Here is a 24,249-nt window from a genome sequence, read left to right as displayed (position 1 = left end):
CACGGACTTACTCCTAAAAAATTTCAACAGAAATTTTTTAGCTAGATCTCATTAAAAATTCTTTTGGACGCTATTAATTGGTTCAATTCTTTATAAAAATCAGATTTATTAATGAAATCCCCATGGTTGCTATAAATTCCTGTCATTGAATTTAATTCTTCCATTTCTTCATTGTACACATCTATATTATCCACAAAATTAAGATCTCCTTTTACAATTCTTTTAGAAGCAATAGCTATATGAATTCTTTTATTACACCTACATTTATTAGCAATATTATAAACACCACAATTAGAATTTAAAAAACTACCAATTAGTTTCCTAGATTTTTGGAGTCGTTTCCTAAAATTTTCGGGAGAAATTTCGATTATCTCACAGGCAACATTACTTTTTATTTTAAGAATACTGCCTAGTATAAAAACTATTCTCAATTCTCTGGATAAACATTGAAGCATCGCTAAAGTGCACCCTGTTTTCATCTCCTTTTCTAACAAACCACTATCAGGCAAGTCATAACTCACAGGGTCATTAATCGAGTTTAATTCTTCTGAGAACTGACTAAATGAGATAGGTCTTTTTTCGAACGAAGTTTTCTTTTGATTAATTAAATAGTTTGTTGCAATTCTATAAACCCAAGTATTAAACTTACTTTTCCCTTGATATTTACTCAAATTAGTAATTACTTTTAATAAAATTTCCTGAGTAGCATCTTCAGCATCAGCCTTATTCCATAAAAAACGTATTGATAGATTATACACTAATTGATCAATGGACTTAATGAGTTTTTCAAGACTCCTTTTATCACCTTCTAAGCAAGATTTTATAAGTTGTTCTTCCATAATATATAATAAAAAGGCTAAGGCTTACCTTAGCCTTTTTTTGTTTTTCTTTAATCCGCTAAAATAGTCTGTAACAATAGTAATTCTTCTTTTAACTGACCAATTTGTGCACTTAATGTACCTTCCACTTCCTCTAATGGGACTGGAGGAGCAATTAATACGAAAGAGTAAATTGCATTATTGTCTGGTCCAGCTGTCACTCTGGAATACGCAACTCCTATACTATTGTCAGGCATTGTCATATACCAATCAATAGTCCCCAACTCTTTATTTATCTTTGTTTCTAAACCAATTTTAAGTTCACCATTAGGGGTTACTAATAATGCTGATTCTTGATCAGCTTCTTTAAATGCGCCAGTCCATTTAGAAAGATTAAAAGGGTTTGCTATATAATCAAACGCCTTTTCTGTTGATGTTGTTAAATTAATGCTCTGAACATCATGATTCTTTATTACCATCATTCTTATATTTTTTAATAGCCAATTTATTTTGGCTACATTATATTAGACAGCTAAGAATGCGTACTGTGAATATTTTTTACATGTTTTTTTTCTTAGATAACAAACCATAATTAGAATGACTGTATTTTTAAACTAAATCAAGATAATTTACAATCTTCTTTAAGCTGAGGTATCTATTATTTTTCAGAAAAATAGTTCTTAGAATTTTCTTCTATTAATTTTTTTAGATTTTCTAAATTTTCGTCTTCTTGCGTTTTCATAGAACTTGGCATAAAAGAAAGTAATGATTTTGCCCACATACTATTTCCCTTAATGTTGGATTTAGAAGTAATTATTGTCTTTCCACCTGCTTCTTTAAAAAACATTTCGTAATCTATATCCATAAAATCCATCGTAAAAGTCATTGCCATATGTTCATGAAGTTTCATGGCAGTTATGGTCTCTTCCATAACCATTTCTTCTCCACTATTATCGACATATACATTAGAAACTGCTCCAACCGTATTAGGAGTGCCACTAACTAATTCTGTTCTTTTAAATCCCTTAATCCACTTAGGTAAATTAGCGACATCAGACATCACTTCCCAGGATTCACTCGCCGGTTTATTAACTGTTATCTCGTTTTCATAAGATACAGATGGCGTAAAAAAACCAATTCCAAAAAACACTAACGTTAATACAATAATTAGATATAATAAATATTTTAAATACTTCATAATCAAAATGTTTTGTGTTCACTATAAATTTATCAAATTAAATTTAAACAGCTTACTCATAAAACCTGTAAATCAACACATTACTTTAATTCGAATAATCACAGGCTTCTGGCACTGAAATGTATTTATTTTTAATATCCAAAACATTAATTAATTTATAGATGTATTCCTTCCCATTCCTCTTTATCGCATATTGTTCTTTTATAACACCTAAATCAAAATTATCTCTATTGATCATTTGTCTCCAAGTTAGGTACACATAATTAGTTCCAAGAAATGGATATTCTTGACTCTCATTCTGATATGTAATAAAGTGAACATCATACTCTTTTCTTTGTTTAGGAGGTGTATGTTTCTTGCTTTTTCTTTTGAATAGTATATGATTAAATACCGTATCATTGATAATAGTATCTTTTAAATTTTCGAAAATAAATTTTCTAGAATACTTAAGATCTCTTTTTTTTATTTTAACCTTTTCAACCAAATCACAATCCAGATTTATCCTATTAGCTTCTAAAAAGGCTTTCTTGTCTAAATAAAAAGTAGATTGTAAATTATTACGTTCAAGAAAATATAGTTTCAAATTGTTTTTCCCATCGTCTCGAACCAAAAGAAAGTAGTCATTATTTTTAGAATTTGTTAAAACCAATTCCTTTACTTTTGGCAAATTGAGAGATCCCTGATAGCTAAACTCAAACAATTTGTCAAAAGTATACGTACGCTGAGCAGAAATTAATTGTATTGAAAAAATTGTAACTATTAATAGTAATATCTTATACATTTTAGCTTTTCCAGTTATAAAGTCAAAACTAAGATATTTTAACTTTCTACACAGGTATTAAAATGTATACTCTTCTTTATCTTTATTCCAAGTTAAATCAATTTTAAAACTAATAAGATTTAATATACCTCTTCCTTTCTTCTAATTCTAAGAATTGCTTCCCATTACCAACAAGAAATTTTGTTGGAAGTGTTTCTCTATCATTAAATCGCTGTAGAAATACTATAAAGTGAAGATGTGGTCCTGTAGACCATCCTACATTACCGCTATATCCAATATGCTGTCCTTTTTTGATGACTTCACCTGGAGTCACTTTGGATCCATTTTTTTTGATATGCGTATATTCTGCAAAAGTACCATCAGAGTGATACACTAGTATATAATTATTAAACTTAGCACAATCGGCACCTGTACACGTTTTATTATTCTCTTGTTCTACTAAAACCACTTTCCCTTCTCTAGACGCATAAATGGGTGTCCCTACAGGCATTCTAAAATCTAATGCATATTCATTATGATGAGATATCTTGCCATTATAACCTTGAGTTACCATATGCTCCGTACCTTTTTTAAATGGTAAGTGATATGGATAATCAGTATCATAAGATTCTTGTAAATGATTTCCATGATTATAGCGAACACTAAACCCTAAACGAATGGCTTTTTTTCTATCTACCACTGTTAAATCAGCAATATAAAATTTGGTTGTTTGTTCAGGGACTTCTATGATCTTAATATCCCCAATATTTGAAGTAAGATTCTCTATCTTAAAATCTATCTCTACCGAAACTGGGCAAAACTCCCCATTATCTGCATAAATTGTATATCCATTATCTGTTTCTTCGTAATAGACTTTAAAATTATCTTGACTAAAAGTAGTTATCCATAATAAATTTACGATCCAAAATACAGCGCTCCTCATATTCAATTCATTTCCAATTACTAGCAGAAAATAAGCTTTTTATTTTGGAATTACTAATGGATTATATTTTTAATAAACCTAAACAAAAGTTAGATTAATAATTAAACTTATACGTTACTCCACCTAACACCTGTACTCCTTGTACAGGAAAGTTCACCCAACGTTCATAGTTTTGACCCGCAAGATTATTACCTTTTATAAAAACAGAGAGTTTGTCATTAAATCGATATCCAAGGTTCACATTAGCATCAAAATAGCTATCCAATGTTATGGTAGCTTCTGGTGTAGGCGGAGTAAAAGCAACGGCAGTATTGATATCCTTTCGCTCACCGACATAAAAAAGTTGTGCTCCAGCGAACCATTGATCAGTAATCTGATAATCTAATAGCACAGATGCTTTTAACTCTGGTAGATTCCAAGCTTCTTGTTCATCTTCGGTATTATAGCTGAAGTATTCTCCAGAAACTCCCAATTTAAATTTCTTATTGATATTAAAATTTAACTCTCCATATCCATTCAGTGTTAGAATATCATCATATCGATATGCAAATGAATTACCAAAATCATACCCTTCTAATTGTAATATTTCTGGTCTATTATTTACAAACAAAGCCTTATCGTTTTCTGATGTATATCCTCCTCTAAAATTATAGCTTATTATATCAGAGATTTTTCCTTTTAACCCTACGTATGCATCAAATTGATTATGAGTAGGAGTCAACACCAATGTTGGAGAAACATATGGATTTGCCTGTACCGCATCTCTATATGTGTTTTGTTTTAATCCTCCTTCTAATCCTCCATAAGCAATTACTGCTTCATCTAATAATCGATAAGATGCTGTAACTTTAGGATAGATAAAAAAGTCATTATCATTATTCTGGCTATCAATACTATAAAAAACTGAAGCACCCAAATTTAAAGTTAAATTATCTCTTAGCACTACAAGACTTGGTTGTATTCCTAGATTAAGAATACTAAAATCATTTGGAGTTTGTAATACCAGATCTAATGGTCGATCAAAACTTCCACCCAAATAATCAACGATGAAATCCGTAGTAATTAATTCATCTACAATTTCGAACTCAAATGTAGGTGTAAAAACTGCATGATGTTCTGTAGAGCTTAATGCATCTCCAAAATATCTATAATTTAACGAAGCTCTTTTAAAATATAAGTCATCAAACTGCAATTTGCCCCCCAACTTGGCCCCAAAATAATTTTGTTGAGGGTCAATTGCATCAATTTGTGCCTCTGTTAATGCAGGAGTTTCGGGTATACCATACCAATTATACAATTGATGCTCTGCTCCTACTTCTATTCCATATGTAAAGTCCTTGGTTCGTGAAGTATAATTAAGATCCAAAAACGTATTATAAAATTTATCGTCTAGCGCTACATCTTCTATTCCTCCCTGAGAAGAATTATGATGTAAGTACAATCCCATATTATCTGTACGATTTATCTGAAAATTGCTATAAAACTCCGCTAATACAGATGTAAAATTACCAAAACCTAAAGTAGCATAATTATCATACAATGGTATTTTCTTTGGTTTATCAATACTAGCCGCTCTTCCTTTTGCAGGAGTAAATGTTGACGCTACCGGAACTGAAAAAATACTATATCGCAGCTGTTTTTTCTTTTGGGTAACAGAATCATTAAGAATCGGTGTAGACTTTATTTTAAATGCATCACTAATCGTAGGTGTATATGTTTTAACAATAACTACACGTTCTGTTTCTATGGTTTCCTCTTCTTCTTTTTCTTGGGCCACTATTGCGGTAACACTAAACGCAAAAACACAAGTAAAGGAAATTAATTTCTTGATATATCTCGACATAAATTGCTAAGAGTTTATAACTGATTATTATTGTTCGGTTTGGATGGATGAATTTGTTTTTGCCTCTTCAGCTTTGATTTTTTTGAGTTCGGATCGTGCTTCGTCAATTACATCTTGATAATCAGTAAAGTTTTTGATAACACTTTCTAAAATATAAGTTGCTTGATATGCATCTTCTAGTCCATAAAAGTTTTTAGCCATAAGCACTAAACCTTTAGCTCCATATAATTTATATCCTGAAAAATCTTTTGCTAATTTTTGTACAGTTTCGTTTGACTCTTTATAGTTACCTTCTTTATTTTTAAAATACGCTTCGTAATATAAAGCTTCTGCGGCTAACTCACCTGTGGCAATTTTTCTAACTTCGGCATATGCTCTTTTTGCTCGAGTATCATCTGCGGTTTGTAAAGCAGCACGAGCAATAAAAATCTGAGCATCACTTTTTACATCATTCTGGATTTTTGGATTACTCAATACTTTTTCTGCGTATGCAATTGTTTCTTGATAATGTACTAGTTGATAATGCGATTTCATCAAATTAGATTGCGCAAATATAATGTTCTGAGGAAAATCGGCTGATTTTTCTAATCGTTCCAATACAGGAATTGCTTCATTATAATTACGATTCTCTAAATAGATCTGAGAAAGTCTAGCCAATGCTTGCTCCGTAAACTCCGTTCTATCTTTTTCTAACACATATTTATAATGTGGTATGGTCGCTTGCTTATCCCCTTTTTTATAAAACAACTGTGCTATATAAAAGTGACTTTTTAATGCGTGTAATCCATTAGGAAACTCGCTTAAATATTTTTGAAAACCGGTAATTGCAGCATTATCATTATTTTCCAAAAACTGTTTTTCTGCTGCCTCATATGAGGTGTTATCTAGATCTGCATCTGTAACATCCACAAAACTCAATCCTTTTACCCAACTCGAATACTCATCCGTTCTACCTAAATCTACATAAATCAATCTTGCGGTATTAACGGCTTGGATTGCTTCCTCTGTTCCAGGATAATCAGCAACTACACTCTTAAACTTTGTTAAAGCTCTATTTCCCTGATCACCATTATAATAAATTAATCCTTGTTTTAACAAAGCCTTTGGCACATAAGAACTTCTAGGAACTTCTCTGATTAATCGATCGTATGCTTCGATACCTCTTTGAGTATTATTTTCTGCCACATATGTATTTCCTAGAGCAAACATTGCATCATCACGATATGTGGATCGCGTATATTTTTTAATAAAAAGCTCTAAATCACTAATCTTCTTATCATTCTTTTTTACAAAACCATAACTTATTGCTTTCTGATAATGTGCATAATCAGAATCAGCACCACCATTTTTAATTGCCTTATTATAAGCTTCCATTGCTGGCCAATATTTTCGGGAAATAAAATGACTATCTCCTAACCTTAAATAAGTATCAGTTAATTGTGTTTCATCTATACTTCTTTTTTTAGAATAGGTATCAAAAAACTCTGCAGCCTGTGGGTATTGTTTTAGTTTAAAATAAGTATAGCCAATATTATAATCTATTCCTTCATATTCAATTGTTCCAGCAGCTCCTTCTTTTCCTTTAAATTGTTTAAATCCTATAAGTGCTTCTTCAAAACTATTTTGCAAATAATCACATTCTGATTTCCAATAAATTGCTTTTGCTGTAAATTTCGAATCTGTTTGTTGTGCCAACGATTTATCAAAATACAATTTCGCCTCCGCATAGTTCGCTTCATTATACAACTCTATTCCACGAAAATATGCTACTTTTTGATATACTACTTTATCACCAAAATTGCGACTTCCTTCTAACAAATCCATTGCTTCCTTGTAATTCTTAGAAGTAATATAAGAGCTAATTAACAATTCCTGAATTTCTTCTTTAAACTCAGAATTAGGATATGCTTCTGCATAAGACAATAATACTTTTGGAGTACTCTCATATGAATTACCAATCTCATAACTTAGCTTAGCATAGTTATATAAAGCATCTTCTTTTATCTTAGCTTCAAAATCCATTTCTGAAGCATTCTTAAATGCGTTTAATGCTTGTTGTTTCTGATCTGTTTTTAAATAAGATTCTGCTAAATGATAATATGCATTCTGTGCAGTTTCATTACGCCCATCTACTATTTTATTAAACTCCGAAATAGCATTAGTATAATCTCCTCCTTTATAATACGCGTACCCTAATTGATAATAATCCGTATTATTCCATTTCCCTTTTCTACCTCTATATGCCTTTAGATGCGGAATTGCTTTATCATATTGTCCTAAATTAAAATAACTTTCTCCAATGATTTTATTCAATTCCGACTTTTCTGAAGGTTTAGATCTAGAAAGTTGACCTAACCCATCATTAATTGCATCCTGAAAATTTCCAGATTTAAAATTCATATCACTCTGGAAATAGGATAAATTCTTATTGTACTTATCAAGATCTTTAACCTCATCAAACAATTTATCTGCTTCTTGATAATTATCTCCTTCATATGCTATGAAACCAAGATAGTACTTGGCCTGAGCTCCATATTTATCAGTTTCTTCTACTTTAGTTAAGAATTTTTTAGCTTCATTAAATCGTTGAATCTTAAAATATGCATATCCATTATTGAAGTTGAACTTTTCTTTTTCGGAACGACTCATATTCCCCTCATCTACTTTGTCATACCACTTACGAGCATATGCATACTTACCATTATCAAAATAATAATTTGCTACATCCAGATATGCAGCATTACGTTTTATACTTGTTGGATACTGCACCACAAACTCTTCCATCAAATCGTCCGCACCTTTTTGATTTAACCATACAGCACAATTTGCTATATAATAAGTACATTCTGCATCGATATTTTCATCGTCTACAGCATCTCTTACTTTATCAAAAAGATTTTGAGCAGCTAGAAATTGCTTATTGTTATAAAGTTCTAATGCCTGATTGTACAGTACTAGTTCATTTGTGTAAATTGCTGATTGTTGTGCAGAAATCTTCGAAGATAGGACCGCTACAAAAAGCATCAAAGTGATGTATTTGTTCATGTAAATATTTCTTTCAAAGTTTAGACTCTGGATAATACCAAAGTTCCAGTTTAATAGAAATCTCAAGGATTGACCTTGACCAATTTTTCTTAAAGTAAATATCGTTTCCCGCGAATAAATTTTGTGTTAAAGATACCCTAATCTTCATACTAATAACGAAATATTTTGGAGATAATTACATTAACCTTCATTTTTTGGATCAGATATAATTTGATTTATGATTTTAGTATATTTTTTTGCCCCTTTATGGTTAAGATGATCAGGGTCGTAAAAATCTGTATCTTCTATCCTAATATCTTCTCTTAGGTTTATATAAGTTACATTCTTATAATGACTTGCTAGATCTTTACACGAATTGGTAATTTTCTCTAATTTACTTGGGTTAAGTAGTTTTAAATACTCATTATATACTGGCATATCAACTAAATAAACATTGCATTTTATTTTTTTGCAATAGGCTATAATCGATTGAAGTCTAACTAAATTTTCATCGAAATCCATTAAAAAATCCTCATGTCTTTTTGCCGTAGCTCTACTTCCTTCTACTAAAGGTATATTGTTTGTGCTTTTATAGTATGTACCCCAACCCCAATTATCGCACCCGACAATTGTCCCTTTATACATATAATCGTGAAGTAGAGTAATCGATTTATCAAAACGACGAGTTAGTGCTAGGCTATATTTTCTCACATCTAGTGGATTAATAATGGGAACATCTAATTCCATTTGATGATGGTAAAAATATTTACGCCATCGATCTTCTTTTGTATTTTCTAATTGACTTAAACTATAATAACCGATGGTAATAACTACATTTTTTAGATTAGGAAGACTATCTACATGTTTATCAAACAATAATTGATCAAAATACAAACTCTGACTTATATTAGATACATTAAAAGTTTTGGTATCCATAAATTCTGGATTAATACCGAAAAAAGCATGGGAATCCCCTAAAACCAATGTCTCTATGTCATTATAAGAGTTACTAATCATTTTATGCTTATAAGAATAATTAGATTCTACAGTTCTATAAAAACACTCTAGTGCTACCCAAATAAAAAGCAGTGGTAGTAGAAATAAGAATATTTTTTTTATAAAAACCATCATAGTTTAGAATTGAAAATAAATAAAGGTTTGTAAATCCCCTGCATAGTAAAACACGACGAATACCGTAACATAATAAATTAGATATCGAATGCTTTTAGATGATATATACTGAATATCCAATAAGTGTTCTCTTTTTTTCTGAAACCATTCTATGCCTAGATATCCAATCAATAAAATCAAAAACAACTTATTCCCTTGTGGAATAGAAAAAAGTGTTGATGAAAAAATACGATCTAGATACCCAAAGGCTTCCGTGATTGAATCTGCTCTAAAAAAAACCCAAGCAATAGTAACTATAAAAAATGTAATACTCATTCTTAAAAAATCAACTACTATTGAATTTTGATTTTGGAGAAAAACCCCAAATTTTGTTTCATTATTTATAAAAACTGTAAATATCAATATGATTCCATGAATCAATCCCCAAAAAATAAATGTAAGATTAGCTCCATGCCATAATCCACTTAGCAGAAAAACAACAAGAATATTAAATACCAATCTAAATTTTGAAACACGATTACCTCCCAACGCAATGTATACGTAATCTCTAAACCAAGTAGAAAGCGAAATATGCCATCGTCTCCAAAACTCAATTAAGTTCTTTGATAAATAAGGGAAATTAAAATTTTTCTTTAAATCAAACCCTAACAATCTTGCAGAACCAATAGCAATATCCGAATAACCTGAAAAATCTCCATAAATCTGAAAACCAAAAAATATGGCACCACATAACAAAGTGCTTCCTGAATATGCTGTATAATTTTCGAACAGTCTATTAACTATTACCGCACAATTATCCGCAATTACCATTTTCTTGAATAAGCCTCCCAAAATTAATCGCAAGCCATCAATACTTTTACTATAATTAAAAACTCTACTTTTATTAAACTGAGGTAACAAATTAGAAGCTCTTTCTATAGGTCCCGCAACTAACTGTGGAAAAAATGAAACAAATGCAAAAAATGAAACAATATCATTAGTAGCGCGCATTCTTTCTCTGTATACATCTATTGTGTAACTCAATGTCTGAAACGTATAAAAACTTATCCCTACGGGTAAAACGAGTTGCAATGAACCATAAGATATTGGCTTACCAAATAACAAAAATGCTTCTGTGAACGTTTCTATAAAGAAATTAAAGTATTTAAAGACGAATAAAACACCTAGATTAAAGAATAAGCTAATTCCCAAAAGTATTTTTTTTCTAACTCTAGTTGTGGTCTGTAATTGACTTGAAACCAAAAAATCAATTATTGAACTTAAAAATATAAGCGATAAAAATCTCCAGTCCCAAAAAGAATAAAACAAGTAGCTTACCGTTAGAAGAAAGATATTTTGAATCTTTTTTGAGCTGTTAAAGACGAACCAATACAAAACAAAAACGATTGGAAAAAACAACGCAAAATCAACGGTATTAAATTGCAAAATATGAGCATATGAATTCTCTGGAAAAATACTTAAAATCTACGTGGATAAAAAAACATTTTTAATAAATACATTATTGCATAAACTTTTTACTTTTACTAAAATTAATAAAATCAGAATTTCATACTATGTCCGATATGGTTTTAAGCCTTAAAAATGCTTCAATTTATCAACGAGAAAATTTAATTCTTTCAGATGTTAATGTCGAAGTTAATAAGGGAGATTTTGTATACCTGATCGGTAAGACCGGTACAGGAAAAAGTAGTTTCATGAAAACACTTTATGGAGATATCCCTCTAATAAAAGGAGAAGGAAGTATTGTTGATTTTGATTTAAGTACTTTAAAAGAAAATCAAATTCCATTTCTTAGAAGAAAATTAGGAATCGTTTTCCAAGATTTTAAACTTCTTAATGACAGAACTGTAAAGGATAATTTATTGTTTGTACTAAAAGCGACTGGATGGACAGATCAAAAAGCGATGGATAGTAAAATTGATGATGTCCTTGATAAAGTAGGCATGAAAACAAAGGATTTTAAATTCCCATACCAATTATCTGGTGGAGAACAACAGCGAATCGCTATTGCCAGAGCATTACTTAATGATCCAGAATTAATACTTGCCGATGAACCAACTGGAAATTTGGATCCTCAAACTTCTGTAGAAGTTATGGAAGTACTGCAGGACATCAATAAAAATGGTAATACAATTTTAATGGCCACTCATGATTATGCACTGCTATTAAAATATCCATCTAAAACTTTAAAATGTGAGGGTAACAAGGTTTTTGAAGTGGTTCAACGAAAAGGATAACTCTACAAATTAATACAATAATGCGACTAGTAACCCTCGATGATTTTATAGAGACTTACACTAAGTTTAGACAAAGAGGGTTGTCTTTTATTACCTCTAAACTAAACATTAATAGTATTAAAAGAACTAAAAGCGCTTTTAATGAATTAGATATACAATCCTCTAATTGGTGGATCATTCCTAAAATTCAAGAACGATGGAATCAACTTATTACTGGGGACTCCAAAGTTGAATATGAAGACTTTGTGATGAAAAAGTTCTTATCAAATTCTAAAGATCTAAAAATGCTTTCATTAGGAAGTGGAATTTGTAGTCATGAACTCACATTTGCAAGCTATAAGAATTTTAAAGAGATCGTATGTATTGATATTAACGAAGTACTTTTTGATGCCGCAAAAAAATCAGCATCAGAGCGAAAATTAGACAATATTAGTTTTAAGATTCAAGATTTGTATTCCTATGATTTTCGAGAGAATTATTTTGACATTGTTTTTTTTCATGCTTCATTACATCATTTTAAAAACATAGAAGAGCTCGTAGGACAAAAAATAAAAAAAACCTTGAAAACGGATGGAAAGCTCATAATTAATGAGTTCGTGGGACCAAATAGATTACAATTCCCAAAACATCAAATAATGGCAACAAATAATGCTATAAAACTCATTCCTAAACCCTATAGAAAAAGATTCAAATTAAATTTATTTAAAAATAGAATTTATGGCTCAGGCATTATTAGAATGATCTTGGCTGACCCATCAGAATGTATAGAATCAGAAAAAATACTACCTGCAATTCATAAAAATTACATGACTATTTATGAAGCTTCTTATGGTGGTAATCTTTTAGCAAATGCACTTAAAGACCTATCGCATCATTTCTTAGAACTGGATTCAGAAAAGGAAGCTGTACTAAATAAACTATTTGATTTTGAAGATAATTATTTAAGAAACCACTCTAGTGACTTTGTATTTGGAATTTATCAAAACACAACTAATTGATTGATTAGACTAATCAATCATCTTTCTTATATACGTGTGGGTTTTCTCGAATTCCCTTTTTAAATATTTTTCGAACCCCCATCCGTATTGATGAATCGATTTTCAATATTTTATCTCTAAAAAACTGACCTGGCCAACCTCTAAAAGTCGTTACATGAAAAGATCTTTTTGCATCTACTGGTTCTGTCGAAAAATAATAATTAGAAATACAACATCGTACCTTATCTACTTTTACCTTACCAACAGAATGCCAAGAATCCTTATGAGTAGACATAACCACTAATCTATTATAACGAGAATTTATAGATACTGGTTCACTTTTTAGTCCTTTAGGCCATAGTTCTAAGTTCCCTCCATTTTCTGGCATCCAATCTGGTGTTACGTAATATAATAAATTAAGTACACGCCATAGTTTGACATCCTTATCATGAGAATTATCCAGATGTGGATTCAAATAATTTCCTTTTCCCATCATCGAAATTCCTCCTGCATATAAATCTCCATCAGGTTTTACACTGCAATATCCGCATATTTTGGAGATTAAATCAACAATCCTCTTATCCTGAAAAGCATAAATAGTCTCCTCTAATAAAGGGTGATATCTATTCATTTGAGCAGCTACATATTTATACTCTCTCAGACTCCTTTTTACCTTTATATCCTTCGTACTAGGAAACTTATCAAAAATTTCATCAGTTAAATGTTTTGGTAGTAGATCATCTAAATAAAAATACCCAATACCCTCACTGGTATGAGCAAAGTGTTTTTTTAAAACTTCTTCATTATCTTTGAGCTTTAAAAAAATGAGATCAGCAATTTTATCTCTATTAGGGTGATTCATCTATCCAATTACAATTTTGTCTTAAAAATAATTATAAACTTCTAGTAAAACATCTATAAATGTTATCAATTTTGATCCCTGTCTATAATTATAACATTATTCCGTTGATTAAAGAGGTTCATCAGCAAATTTCATTACGTAACGTCTCTTTCGAAATATTAGTGTTTGATGATCATTCGGATCATTTTATAAAAGAAAATAATGATGTTCATGAATTATCAAATTGCTCTTTTAAGAAATTGCCAAAAAACATAGGCAGAAGTGCTATTCGGAATCTACTAGCTTCCGAAGCAACATATGATTCCCTTCTCTTTATCGACGCTGGGACATTTCCAGAACGCAAAAACTTTATTAAAACATATCTAGATAATATAAACCATAAGGTTGTAACAGGAGGAATGACTTATTTAAAAAAGCCTCCCAACAAACCTTATCGCCTTCGATGGATGTATACCAAAAAAAGGGAATCTTTATCCAACAGAAATAAAAGATCTATTGTTTGTTCATCGAATTTCTTAATTCAAAAAGAAATCTTTGAAACCATAAAATTTGATGAATCTTTAGAGAAATATGGATGTGAAGATGTAGTGTTTTTTGATGCTATTACCAATAAAAACATTCCTATTACATATATTGACAACCCGGTTGTACATGATGCTAATGATAATGCTGAGGCTTTTATTATAAAGACAGAGCAAGCCATTGAAAACCTAATTGTTTTAATTAATACTAATAAACTTTCTTATGATAGATACAAGGTTTCTAGTATGTACTACAAAATGAATAAAATAAAAACCGATAAAATCATTTCTTTTATCTTCCGAATCTCAAGAAATCTTCTTAAAAGAAATTTCAATTCCTCTTATCCTTCTATAGTATGCTATGATTTTTATCGTTTAGGTTACTTTTGTTTAATCAAAAACAAGATATAGTGCCTTTTTTCTCCATTATTATCCCACTTTACAATAAAGAAAAAAATATCGCGAAAACGATACAATCTGTATTTGCCCAAAACTACACAAACTATGAGATCATAATCATAAATGATGGTTCTAGTGATAACAGTGAAAAAAACGTAAATACTTTTAGCGATGAAAGGCTGCGATATTTTTTAACAGAAAACAAAGGAGTTTCTAACGCTAGAAATTTTGGGATTGACAAGGCGAATGGTGAGATCATTGCCTTTCTGGATGCAGATGATTATTGGTATCCCAATCATCTCGAAATATTATTCCAATTATACAAAAAATTTCCCGATGCTGGTATATTAGCGACATCTTATGAGAAAAAATTTAGCACAAATTCTATCTTTTTAGCTGACTTTAGGAACATAAAAACAGATAGTAATTCTTTTATAATTATTGATGATTATTTTGATTCTAGTTCCATTGATGCTATTGCATGGACTTCGGCCAGTGCAGCTCCCAAAACTGTTTTAAATGCAATTAAAGGTTTTGATTCTTCTATAACACACGGTGAGGATACAGATCTTTGGATTCGTATTGCATTAAGATATAAAGTAGCTTTGGCAACATATGTTACTGCCACATATAACCTAGATGCCAAAAATCGATCAAAAGAAATAAACATAAAGAACAAAAACTTTATGAAGTTTGAAAAATTTGTAGAGGAAGAAAAGCATAACCGTTCTTTAAAAATATATCTAGATGCTAACCGGTATTCTATAGCATTAGAATATAGAATTGCTGGAGATTATTTGACTTCGAAAAAATATTGTGAAAATATTAATTGGAAAAACCTACATTGGAAAAATAGGTTTTTAATAAAACAACCTAAAATAGTATTACTCTTGTTTAAAAAAGTCCAAAGTAGTTTAATTTCTATTTTTAGGCTAAAACTATCTAGTTTTAAATAGTTTAAATTCAGTGAATTTTCTGATATAATCTTCCTCTTTATATACATCAGAAGCTAATACTAAACAAACTGATCCAGAAGAAAAATTTTCTAACTCTCTCCATATTCCAGATTTAATCAATAATCCTTTATTGGGTTTATTAAGAGTTATTTTCTTTTGATTTTCCCCGTCATGTAAAATCACATCAAAACTACCACTTAATGCAATCAAAAATTGTTGTAAATTTTTATGCGCATGACCTCCTCGACTAGCATCACTAGGGACATCATACAAATAATATACTCTTTTTGTTTCAAAAGGTATAACATCCTTCTCTACTACCGCAATATTACCTCTAGGATCTTTTATTTTAGGAATTTCAATAATTTCACAATCCTCGGCGGTTGTCATATTTTCTATTTTTTGAAAGGAAGTATTGCTTGCCATTGTGGTATTATATTTTCTATTTCAAATTTTGAAACGCTAGAGATCGTACCATTTTTACATTTTTGATAAAAAGCTTGATCTTCTATCATTTTATTTAAAGCTTCTGTAAAAGCCATTTCTTTATTTAAAGGCACTAATATACCATTCTCACCGGTAACAATCACTTCTGATGGACCTGATTTACAATCTACCGAGACCACTGGTGTCCCCATAGCTAAAGACTCTATTAACACCATGGGAAAACCCTCATAGTTACTTGTTAAGGTTGTATACAGAGCTTTTTTTACATAAGGAAATGGATTTTCCGAAAATCCTTTAAAAATCACACAATCTTCAATCTTTAATTTTTTAACCAGATTTTGAATCTTTATTTTATCAGGGCCATCACCTAATATAAGAAGTCTTACACCTTGTTTCGGCAATCTTGATGCAGCATATGATTCTACTAGAAAACTATAATTTTTGGAATCTTCAGAAATTCTACCATAAGATAAAATGTAAGGATAACTAGGTGTCTCTACATTTACCTCAGACATCGTATCCCAACGTTTTCTATCAAATGCATTATAAATACAACTTCCTTTACTTAAACCATATTTCTCTTTAAAATGACATACTGCTTCTTTAGAAACTCCAATCAATTCATATGCATCCTTATATAACAATTTTCCTAAAAATCTATTATCAGGAAAATAAATACCGATATTATAACTGTGAACAATAAAGACTGTATCTGTCTTTTGATACACAAAAGTATTAATAAACCATTGTCTAAACCACCAAGGTCTTGGAGCCGCATCTATGATATAATCAAACTTATTTTCTCTAATGAGTTTTCTACTAATTACAAATTTTCTCCAACGTTTGTGCAACCCCTTATTAGAAGAAGTGAGTAATTCTAAATTTACTAGATTTCCTTTATAATCATAAACAATATCATCAAGAATACTAACAATTGTAACATCATACCCAGAATCTTCTAACATTCTCGACAAAATAGCACTTGATCGTTCGGCTCCTCCCGCGCCTAAGGAAGAAACCATCAAACAAACTTTTATTCTTTTGTTTTGAGTCACACTAGTTAAATTTTCCTATCAGGTCCAAAAAATGATTTTCTAAACACTAAAATCAACAATAAAAAATAAACGACATAATTAAAAAAATACGCCATAGAAGCACCAATAAATCCGAATTGGTTTATCAAATAAATACTTGCAAAATATAAAAATGTAAACGAAATAATTTCTGTAATTATATAATACCAAAACATTCTTTTAGCCAAAAATTGATATGCTATCACCAAAGATGCTATTTTGAAAAGATCTCCAAACAACTGCCAGATAAACAAAGGTTCCATTGCAGTAAAATCATTTGAAAAAAGAATTCCAATTATGATATTTCTCAAAAAATAAATAATCAAAAACCCAATAACAAATATTGGTAAAATCGTCTTGTAAAAATTAAATACTTCTAATCTAAAACTTTTACTACTATTTATTTCAGATAGTCTAGGTAATAAATATATAGTTAATAAAGTCGTTATAAATAACATATATTGACTACTAATACTCTGTATTGCTTCCCAATAACCGGCTTCTTCTAAACCTTCATTAGCAATAATAAAATTTCTTATTCTGATCAAAATAGCGGGTAAAACGGTTACAGAAACCAATGTCATAACAGCAAATGAGCTTAATCTTTTTAGATATTTTGGCGATATCTTAGTAGATGGCAAAAATTTAGTAACATCCTTTTTATTCAGCATGATTACAATGGTAAAACATAATGATACCGCTGGATTTATGATAATAGCCCAAAATGCACCTTCTAGTTTATATTCCCAAACTAAGAAAACCGTAATTAGTAAACCTAAAATACTACTAACAATATTAAGTAGTATATACATCTTATATTTAGAATATCCGTTAATTATTGCCAAACACAAGGTGTTTACTGAATAAAAAGGAAGTGCTATAGCTATGGCTTTAAAAACAAAATTATACTGATAACTATTTCCAAAAACCAAATTATTCCAAAACGTTGGAAACAAATAAAGCCATGTAGACAAGAAAATGATTATTATTAAACACAAAAGATAGGAAGTTGATAACACAGATCTAATTTCCTTTTTATCACTCTTAAATTCTGCAATATATTTTACAATTCCATTATATAAACCTAGGGTACCAATCGATTGAATAGAGGTCAAAACATTTCGAAGATTACCAATCAACGCTAACCCTTCTGGACCTAAAAATATTGCAACTACCTTAAGACTTATAAAGCCAGTTATCATTTTTACGAATACACCTATGGCATTAAAAGAGCTAACTTTAATTAAAACATTGTTTTTTAGTTTATCAAAGTATGAATCCACTCCTTTAGTATTCGTTTAAGGTTTTTATAATCTTACTAACCTCCTGATCGGTTAAGCCCGTATTAAGCGGAATACTAACAACTTCTTTGTGCATTCGTTCCGTTATCGGTAATGAAAGTTCAGAAAACTCTTTTAGAGCGTTCTGTTTATGCGGAGGAATTGGATAATGGATATGATATCCAATTCCTAAATCATCTAAATATTCACAAAACTCTAAACGATTTTTGACTCTAACCACAAAAAGATGAAATACATGATTCTCTGAACCATCCCAACCAGGCAACACAATTTTATCATTTTCAATTTCTGACAGATACCTTTTAGCAATTTGTCTTCGCCTTTGATTATCTTCCTTTAGGTCTTTTAACTTCTCCAATAAAAATGCAGCTTGCAGTTCATCCAATCTAGAATTAACCCCTAAATAATCGTTTTGATACTTTTTAGAAGAACCATAATTCCCAATACTCCTAACAACATCTGCTAATTCTTTATTATTAGTAGTTATTGCGCCCGCATCCCCCAATGCTCCCACATTTTTTGCCGGATAAAAACTAAAAGAAGAAGCATTACATAAATCACCTACCAATCTATCATTGTTATAAATTGCTCCGTGCGCTTGAGCGGCATCATCAATTATAAGTAAATTATATTTCTTAGCGATTTCATTGATTTCTTTCATTTTCGCTAGCTGACCATATAAATGAACAGGCACAATCGCTTTGGTTTTATTAGAAATATGTTCTTCAATTCTATTAATATCTATATTAAAAGTATCTCTATCAGGTTCCACCAACACAGGTTGTAACCCAGCATATTTAATAGACAAAATTGAAGCTATAAATGTATTTGAAGGAACAATTACTTCGTCTCCAGAATTAATTTTTCCAAGTTCAATATATCCTTTAAGAATTATTGTTAACGCATCTAGTCCATTACCAACACCAACACAATACTTAGCTCCACAAAACTTAGCATAAGAATCCTCAAACTCTTTAACAAAAGTTCCTTTAATGTATCTACCTTCATCCAAAAACTTGGAAAAACAATCTTTATATTTTTCATGATAACGACTATTAATTTTATGAAGATCTAGAAATGGAATCAACTGTTTAGGGTTTGTCATTATCAAAAATATCTATCTACATTTATGAATTATCTTGTACAAAAAGAATTCAGTAGGATTCAGTTTTTATTATTACAGTATTAAAAATACCTTTACAGCAAAGATATTTGTTTTTGTGAAAGCCCATAAAAACGTATGATAATTTTTTAAAGTCTTTAATATAGGGACTTAACGTTACTTGAATGAAAATATTATTAGTAGGAGAATACAGTCGATTACACAATTCGCTTAAAGAAGGTCTAATAAAAAATGGACATGAGGTAACTATTGTGGGTAATGGTGATGTGTTTAAGAAATATCCAATTGATATAGACGTTGATGGAAGTATTGTAAAAAACAATTTTGTGCTTAATAAGATTAGACACTTAATTTTTAAAATTACTTCGATTGATATTGCATCTGTGGAATCCTACATTAAATTCAAAAAAAACAAGGCCTCTCTATCCAATTATGATTTTGTTCAATTAATTAACGAAACTCCTTTTAATATTGGACAATATTTCGAGAAAAAACTCTTAAAATTTCTTTTTCAAAACAACAAGAATGTTTTTTTACTTGCTTGCGGCGATGATTTTAGATTTATTTCTTATTTACTTTCTGGAAAATTTCCATACAGCACGGTAAGTCCTTTTTTAAAAGACAAAACTCTAAAAAAAGAATATAAAAACACTTTGAAATTTGTTTCTAAAAAACAAAAAAAAATACACGATTTCGTCTTTAAAAATATAAAAGGGGTTATTCCAGCAAGTGTGGAGTATCATATTGCTTATAAAAACACTCCTAAAGTATTACCACTGATTCCAAATCCTGTAAATATAGACTCTATCAAGATAATTCCTTTCGTAAAGCATAAAAAGATAAAAATACTTCACGGAATCAATACTTCAAATTACATAAAAAAAGGAAATGAATATTTTGAAAACGCCTTAACTACCATTATAAACAAATATCCTGATAAAATCGAATTAATTACCACCAAAGATCTCCCGTATAACCAATATATCAAACACTTCTTATCTGCAGATATTATATTAGACCAAACTCAGGCACACGATCAAGGGTATAATGCCTTAGAAGCCATGGCAATGGGCAAAGTGGTTTTTACAGGTGCTGGAGAAGATTTTAGAAAATATTATAATCTTAAAGATGTCGTAGCAATCGACACATCTCCTGACAGTGCTAAAATAGCTCAAGACCTAGAAAAATTAATTCTTAATACTGATCTGGTTTTTGAAATAGGAAAAAATGCCAGAGCATTTATCGAAAAAGAGCATCATTACATTAATGTCGCAAAAAAATATATTGAAACGTGGAAGACATACAGTTGACATCTAAACGACCAACTCATAAAAATCCTGTGTATAGATTTCGCATCCTAACTCCTCCTTCTGTTTTAACAATCCAAAATTATTTTCAGTAACTGTACCCATATCGAAAAAACGAAACCCTTCTTTTCTATATTTATTAATTAAAGAGATAAAAAGAAAATCCAACGCTCTATATTGTTCACCTTTATTGGTCACAGCTCCATATTGGGACTTTACTACTCCTTCACTTTTAAAAATGGTAATTCCTGCAAGAACTTCTTTATCTAAACTTATGACAAATTGTTTTATAGATTCGGGAAACCTTTTCTTTAATAAATCAATCTCTTGCAACGTATGAACAGGTTTTACATTATGCTTTTCTTTCAGCCTTGGTATCAAGACACTATTCCAGAAACCTGAAAAGTCATTTACTTCTTGTATTTCAAAACCAATATCTTTTCTTTTTTCATAATGCTTAAGTTTACTCTTATGAATGCTAGATGGTAGACTATAATCTATAGCTAAATTTAGATCTCTACGATAAATTTTCCCTCCATGTTCTGACAAAAAAAATGTAAACTCATTGGTTGGTTTTTTATTGTAAAAAATTGGTATAGTCTTAACAAATAGATTACGAACTTTATAAGAATCAAGAAATTTAATTATTTCAGAAAGAATATTTCTTACTTTTTCTCCTCCAATACTCTTTTTAAGAATTATACCTCCATAGGTTAAGCCTTGATGTGAATAAACCGCTTCATTCTTGATGTTAGCAGGAAAAACAGCTATCAACGTTGAATTATTAAAAACTAATAAAGAGAAATCAAGGAATCTATCAGAATGATATTCCATAAAATCTCGGTTAAAAAGAAAAGTACCGTTCTTAGAATTATCTATAAAATCATTCCATAACGAATAATCTTCTTTTTGATATTTTTTAATTGTATACGTTGACAAAATAAGTATTTATGAAAGTGAAAATAGCTAATTTGTTTGAGTATCTGGAATATAAAACTTACTTTTAGATGATTAAGTAAGAAGTTATGCTTCTTTTCTTAAGAAAAGGTAATAAAAGTTTATACCCGCAATTGCTGTATTAGTAATTATTATTGGCAATGACCAGTTGAGTAAGACCCCATAAATTACAAAAGCCACACACCCCACAGTATTTATTAGACGAAGTTTTTTGATATTACGCATCAGAAACGATATAAGCACCATAAATGATGCAAAATAACCAACCAGTTCTATTACTAAATTTTGATCTAAAGACATAAAAAAATGTATTTTATCGATAAAAAATGTATTTTACCGTTATTTTAAAGGTTTTTACAAGTTTACAGTTATTTCAAAAAATTACATTTGCGCGGACAAAAAAATTATACTAATAAACAATTACTCCTACAAACGAATTAATCCCAAAACCACAATTACCCCAAGATTTCGACAAAAAATCCCGAGTTACCTCGGGATTTTTTAATTATATATTATAAATAAGAAGTTTTAGACTTATACAATTTTATTTCTCTTACGCTCAACTTCTGTTAAGAATACTTTTCTTAATCGTAAATGATTAGGAGTAACTTCTACATACTCATCTTTTTGAATATATTCCAAAGCTTCTTCTAAAGAGAATTTAATTGCAGGAACGATCTTAGCTTTATCATCAGCTCCAGAAGAACGCACATTACTTAACTTTTTAGTTTTAGTAATATTAACTGTCATATCATCTCCTCTAGAATTCTCTCCTATCACTTGACCTTCATAAATATCCTCACCTGGATCTACAAAAAACTTCCCTCTATCTTGTAATTTATCAATAGAATACGGTATTGCAGAACCTTTTTCCATAGATACTAAAGATCCATTAATACGACCTGGAATATCACCTTTAAGCGGCTGATATTCTTTAAATCGATGCGCCATAATCGCCTCTCCAGCAGTAGCCGTTAATAACTGATTACGTAATCCAATAATACCTCTAGATGGGATCATAAACTCACAAACCATTCGCTCTCCTTTGGCTTCCATGCTTAACATTTCTCCTTTACGCATTGTTACCATTTCTACCGCTTTACCAGATACATTCTCAGGTAAATCAATAGTTAATTCTTCAATAGGTTCGCATTTTACACCATCAATCTCCTTAATAATTACTTGCGGCTGTCCGATTTGTAATTCATATCCTTCTCTACGCATTGTTTCAATAAGTACAGATAAGTGAAGTACACCTCTACCAAAAACCAAGAATTTATCCGCACTATTAGTTTCATTAACTCTAAGTGCTAAATTTTTCTCTAATTCTTTTTCTAATCTTTCTTTGATATGTCTCGAAGTAACAAATTTTCCATCTTTACCAAAAAACGGAGAATCGTTAATTGTAAATAACATACTCATCGTTGGTTCATCAATTGCGATCGTTTTTAAACCTTCTGGGTTTTCGATATCAGCAACGGTATCACCGATTTCAAATCCTTCTAAACCAACTAAAGCACAAATATCTCCTGCCTCTACTTTATCGACTTTCATTCTTCCTAAACCTTCGAAAGTATGAAGTTCTTTTATTTTTGATTTCTTTATTGTTCCATCACGTTTTACTAACGAAACCTGCATTCCTTCTGTCAATGTACCTCTTTGTAAACGACCAATCGCTATACGACCTGTAAATGAAGAAAAGTCTAATGATGTAATTAACATCTGCACTGTCCCTTCTTGGATCTTTGGCGCAGGAATATGCTCCATCACCATATCCAATAATGGTTCTATACTATCAGTTTCTTTCTGCCAGTCATCACTCATCCAGTTGTTCTTTGCAGAACCATAAACTGTTGGGAAATCTAACTGCCACTCCTCTGCTCCTAATTCAAACATTAGATCAAAAACTTTCTCGTGCACTTCATCAGGAGTACAGTTCTCCTTATCTACTTTATTAACAACTACACAAGGTTTTAATCCTAAATCAATTGCTTTTTGAAGTACAAAACGTGTTTGCGGCATTGGCCCTTCAAAAGCATCTACTAATAATAGAACACCATCAGCCATATTTAATACACGCTCTACTTCTCCACCGAAATCGGCGTGACCTGGTGTATCAATAATATTGATTTTTGTTCCTTTATAAGTAACAGAAACATTCTTAGAAGTAATTGTGATTCCTCTTTCGCGCTCTAAATCATTATTATCTAAAATCAAATCTCCTGTATTCTCGTTTTCACGAAATAATTGACAGTGATACATAATTTTATCTACCAAGGTAGTTTTACCGTGATCTACGTGAGCAATAATAGCAATGTTTTTTATAGCAGTCATATACGCCTGAATTTAAGGGTGCAAATGTACGTTATATT

21 protein-coding genes are annotated in these 24,249 nt (G+C 30.5%); 5 read left to right on the top strand and 16 right to left on the bottom strand.

Features of this window, described 5'->3' with window-relative positions:
• Nucleotides 1-41 precede the first annotated feature (41 nt).
• The 9 genes from D1815_RS22420 to D1815_RS22380 all read right to left on the bottom strand — a co-directional run bounded on the left by D1815_RS22420 (nt 42) and on the right by D1815_RS22380 (nt 10,908).
• Nucleotides 42-839, bottom strand: a complete 798-nt coding sequence (locus D1815_RS22420; protein ID WP_118389573.1) for an RNA polymerase sigma factor — start codon at nt 837-839, stop codon at nt 42-44.
• 50 nt (nt 840-889) lie between these two features.
• Complete coding sequence (locus D1815_RS22415) at nt 890-1,300, bottom strand: hypothetical protein (RefSeq protein WP_199726773.1); 411 nt, start codon at nt 1,298-1,300, stop codon at nt 890-892.
• A 176-nt stretch (nt 1,301-1,476) separates the two neighbouring features.
• Entirely contained in the window at nt 1,477-2,016 is a 540-nt protein-coding gene (locus D1815_RS22410) for an SRPBCC family protein (protein ID WP_118389571.1), read from the bottom strand.
• An 85-nt stretch (nt 2,017-2,101) separates the two neighbouring features.
• Complete coding sequence (locus tag D1815_RS22405; RefSeq protein ID WP_118389569.1) at nt 2,102-2,797, bottom strand: hypothetical protein; 696 nt, start codon at nt 2,795-2,797, stop codon at nt 2,102-2,104.
• Nucleotides 2,798-2,906: 109 nt separating this feature from the next.
• Nucleotides 2,907-3,719 (bottom strand): M23 family metallopeptidase, encoded by an 813-nt coding sequence (locus tag D1815_RS22400; RefSeq protein ID WP_118389566.1) that lies wholly within the window; start codon nt 3,717-3,719, stop codon nt 2,907-2,909.
• A 94-nt stretch (nt 3,720-3,813) separates the two neighbouring features.
• Nucleotides 3,814-5,562 carry a TonB-dependent receptor gene (locus D1815_RS22395; RefSeq protein WP_118389564.1) on the bottom strand — a complete coding sequence of 583 codons (1,749 nt, stop codon included), beginning with the start codon at nt 5,560-5,562 and terminating at the stop codon, nt 3,814-3,816.
• 27 nt (nt 5,563-5,589) lie between these two features.
• Nucleotides 5,590-8,607 carry a tetratricopeptide repeat protein gene (locus D1815_RS22390; RefSeq protein ID WP_118389562.1) on the bottom strand — a complete coding sequence of 1,006 codons (3,018 nt, stop codon included), beginning with the start codon at nt 8,605-8,607 and terminating at the stop codon, nt 5,590-5,592.
• A gap of 180 nt (nt 8,608-8,787) precedes the next feature.
• Nucleotides 8,788-9,717 carry a hypothetical protein gene (locus tag D1815_RS22385; protein WP_118389560.1) on the bottom strand — a complete coding sequence of 310 codons (930 nt, stop codon included), beginning with the start codon at nt 9,715-9,717 and terminating at the stop codon, nt 8,788-8,790.
• 3 nt (nt 9,718-9,720) lie between these two features.
• Entirely contained in the window at nt 9,721-10,908 is a 1,188-nt protein-coding gene (locus tag D1815_RS22380; RefSeq protein WP_369899338.1) for an MBOAT family protein, read from the bottom strand.
• Between the two features lie 362 nt (nt 10,909-11,270).
• Here D1815_RS22380 and D1815_RS22375 point away from each other — a divergent pair, with 362 nt between their 5' ends.
• Complete coding sequence (locus tag D1815_RS22375; RefSeq protein ID WP_118389556.1) at nt 11,271-11,954, top strand: cell division ATP-binding protein FtsE; 684 nt, start codon at nt 11,271-11,273, stop codon at nt 11,952-11,954.
• 20 nt (nt 11,955-11,974) lie between these two features.
• Nucleotides 11,975-12,952 (top strand): class I SAM-dependent methyltransferase, encoded by a 978-nt coding sequence (locus D1815_RS22370; protein ID WP_118389554.1) that lies wholly within the window; start codon nt 11,975-11,977, stop codon nt 12,950-12,952.
• 13 nt (nt 12,953-12,965) lie between these two features.
• Here D1815_RS22370 and D1815_RS22365 read toward each other — a convergent pair whose 3' ends face one another.
• Nucleotides 12,966-13,793, bottom strand: a complete 828-nt coding sequence (locus tag D1815_RS22365) for a 2OG-Fe(II) oxygenase (protein ID WP_027393753.1) — start codon at nt 13,791-13,793, stop codon at nt 12,966-12,968.
• Nucleotides 13,794-13,852: 59 nt separating this feature from the next.
• Between D1815_RS22365 and D1815_RS22360 the strand changes: the two genes are divergently transcribed.
• Both D1815_RS22360 and D1815_RS22355 read left to right on the top strand, forming a co-directional pair.
• Complete coding sequence (locus D1815_RS22360) at nt 13,853-14,725, top strand: glycosyltransferase (protein ID WP_118389552.1); 873 nt, start codon at nt 13,853-13,855, stop codon at nt 14,723-14,725.
• A complete protein-coding gene (locus D1815_RS22355) occupies nt 14,725-15,669 on the top strand; it encodes a glycosyltransferase family 2 protein (RefSeq protein WP_158594436.1) in 945 nt (314 codons plus the stop codon). Before D1815_RS22360 ends, D1815_RS22355 begins: the two co-directional genes overlap by 1 nt.
• Here D1815_RS22355 and D1815_RS22350 read toward each other — a convergent pair.
• The 4 genes from D1815_RS22350 to D1815_RS22335 are packed head-to-tail and all read right to left on the bottom strand — an operon-like array spanning nt 15,652 to nt 19,595.
• On the bottom strand, nt 15,652-16,059 hold the full coding sequence (locus D1815_RS22350) for an FdtA/QdtA family cupin domain-containing protein (RefSeq protein WP_118390100.1): 408 nt from the start codon (nt 16,057-16,059) through the stop codon (nt 15,652-15,654). The genes D1815_RS22355 and D1815_RS22350 overlap by 18 nt on opposite strands.
• 5 nt (nt 16,060-16,064) lie before the next feature.
• The gene (locus D1815_RS22345) at nt 16,065-17,138 is read right to left on the bottom strand and encodes a glycosyltransferase (RefSeq protein WP_118389548.1); all 1,074 of its coding nucleotides are present in this window, start codon (nt 17,136-17,138) and stop codon (nt 16,065-16,067) included.
• A gap of 38 nt (nt 17,139-17,176) precedes the next feature.
• On the bottom strand, nt 17,177-18,472 hold the full coding sequence (locus D1815_RS22340; RefSeq protein ID WP_233557592.1) for an O-antigen translocase: 1,296 nt from the start codon (nt 18,470-18,472) through the stop codon (nt 17,177-17,179).
• Between the two features lie 4 nt (nt 18,473-18,476).
• A complete protein-coding gene (locus tag D1815_RS22335; protein ID WP_233557591.1) occupies nt 18,477-19,595 on the bottom strand; it encodes a DegT/DnrJ/EryC1/StrS aminotransferase family protein in 1,119 nt (372 codons plus the stop codon).
• 182 nt (nt 19,596-19,777) lie between these two features.
• Here D1815_RS22335 and D1815_RS22330 point away from each other — a divergent pair, with 182 nt between their 5' ends.
• The gene (locus D1815_RS22330) at nt 19,778-20,923 is read left to right on the top strand and encodes a glycosyltransferase (protein ID WP_118389546.1); all 1,146 of its coding nucleotides are present in this window, start codon (nt 19,778-19,780) and stop codon (nt 20,921-20,923) included.
• A gap of 3 nt (nt 20,924-20,926) precedes the next feature.
• Here the strand turns inward: D1815_RS22330 and D1815_RS22325 are convergent, their stop codons facing one another.
• Nucleotides 20,927-21,859, bottom strand: coding sequence for a GNAT family N-acetyltransferase (locus tag D1815_RS22325; RefSeq protein WP_233557590.1), 933 nt, complete (start codon nt 21,857-21,859; stop codon nt 20,927-20,929).
• Nucleotides 21,860-22,411: 552 nt separating this feature from the next.
• Nucleotides 22,412-24,211, bottom strand: coding sequence for a translational GTPase TypA (typA, locus tag D1815_RS22315; RefSeq protein WP_027393743.1), 1,800 nt, complete (start codon nt 24,209-24,211; stop codon nt 22,412-22,414).
• Nucleotides 24,212-24,249 lie beyond the last annotated feature (38 nt).

Origin of the sequence: Aquimarina sp. AD1 (genome assembly GCF_003443695.1) — a bacterium.
GTDB lineage: Bacteria > Bacteroidota > Bacteroidia > Flavobacteriales > Flavobacteriaceae > Aquimarina > Aquimarina latercula.
Note: the sequence above shows the minus strand (reverse complement) of the source record. Positions and strands in the feature narration are given on the sequence as shown.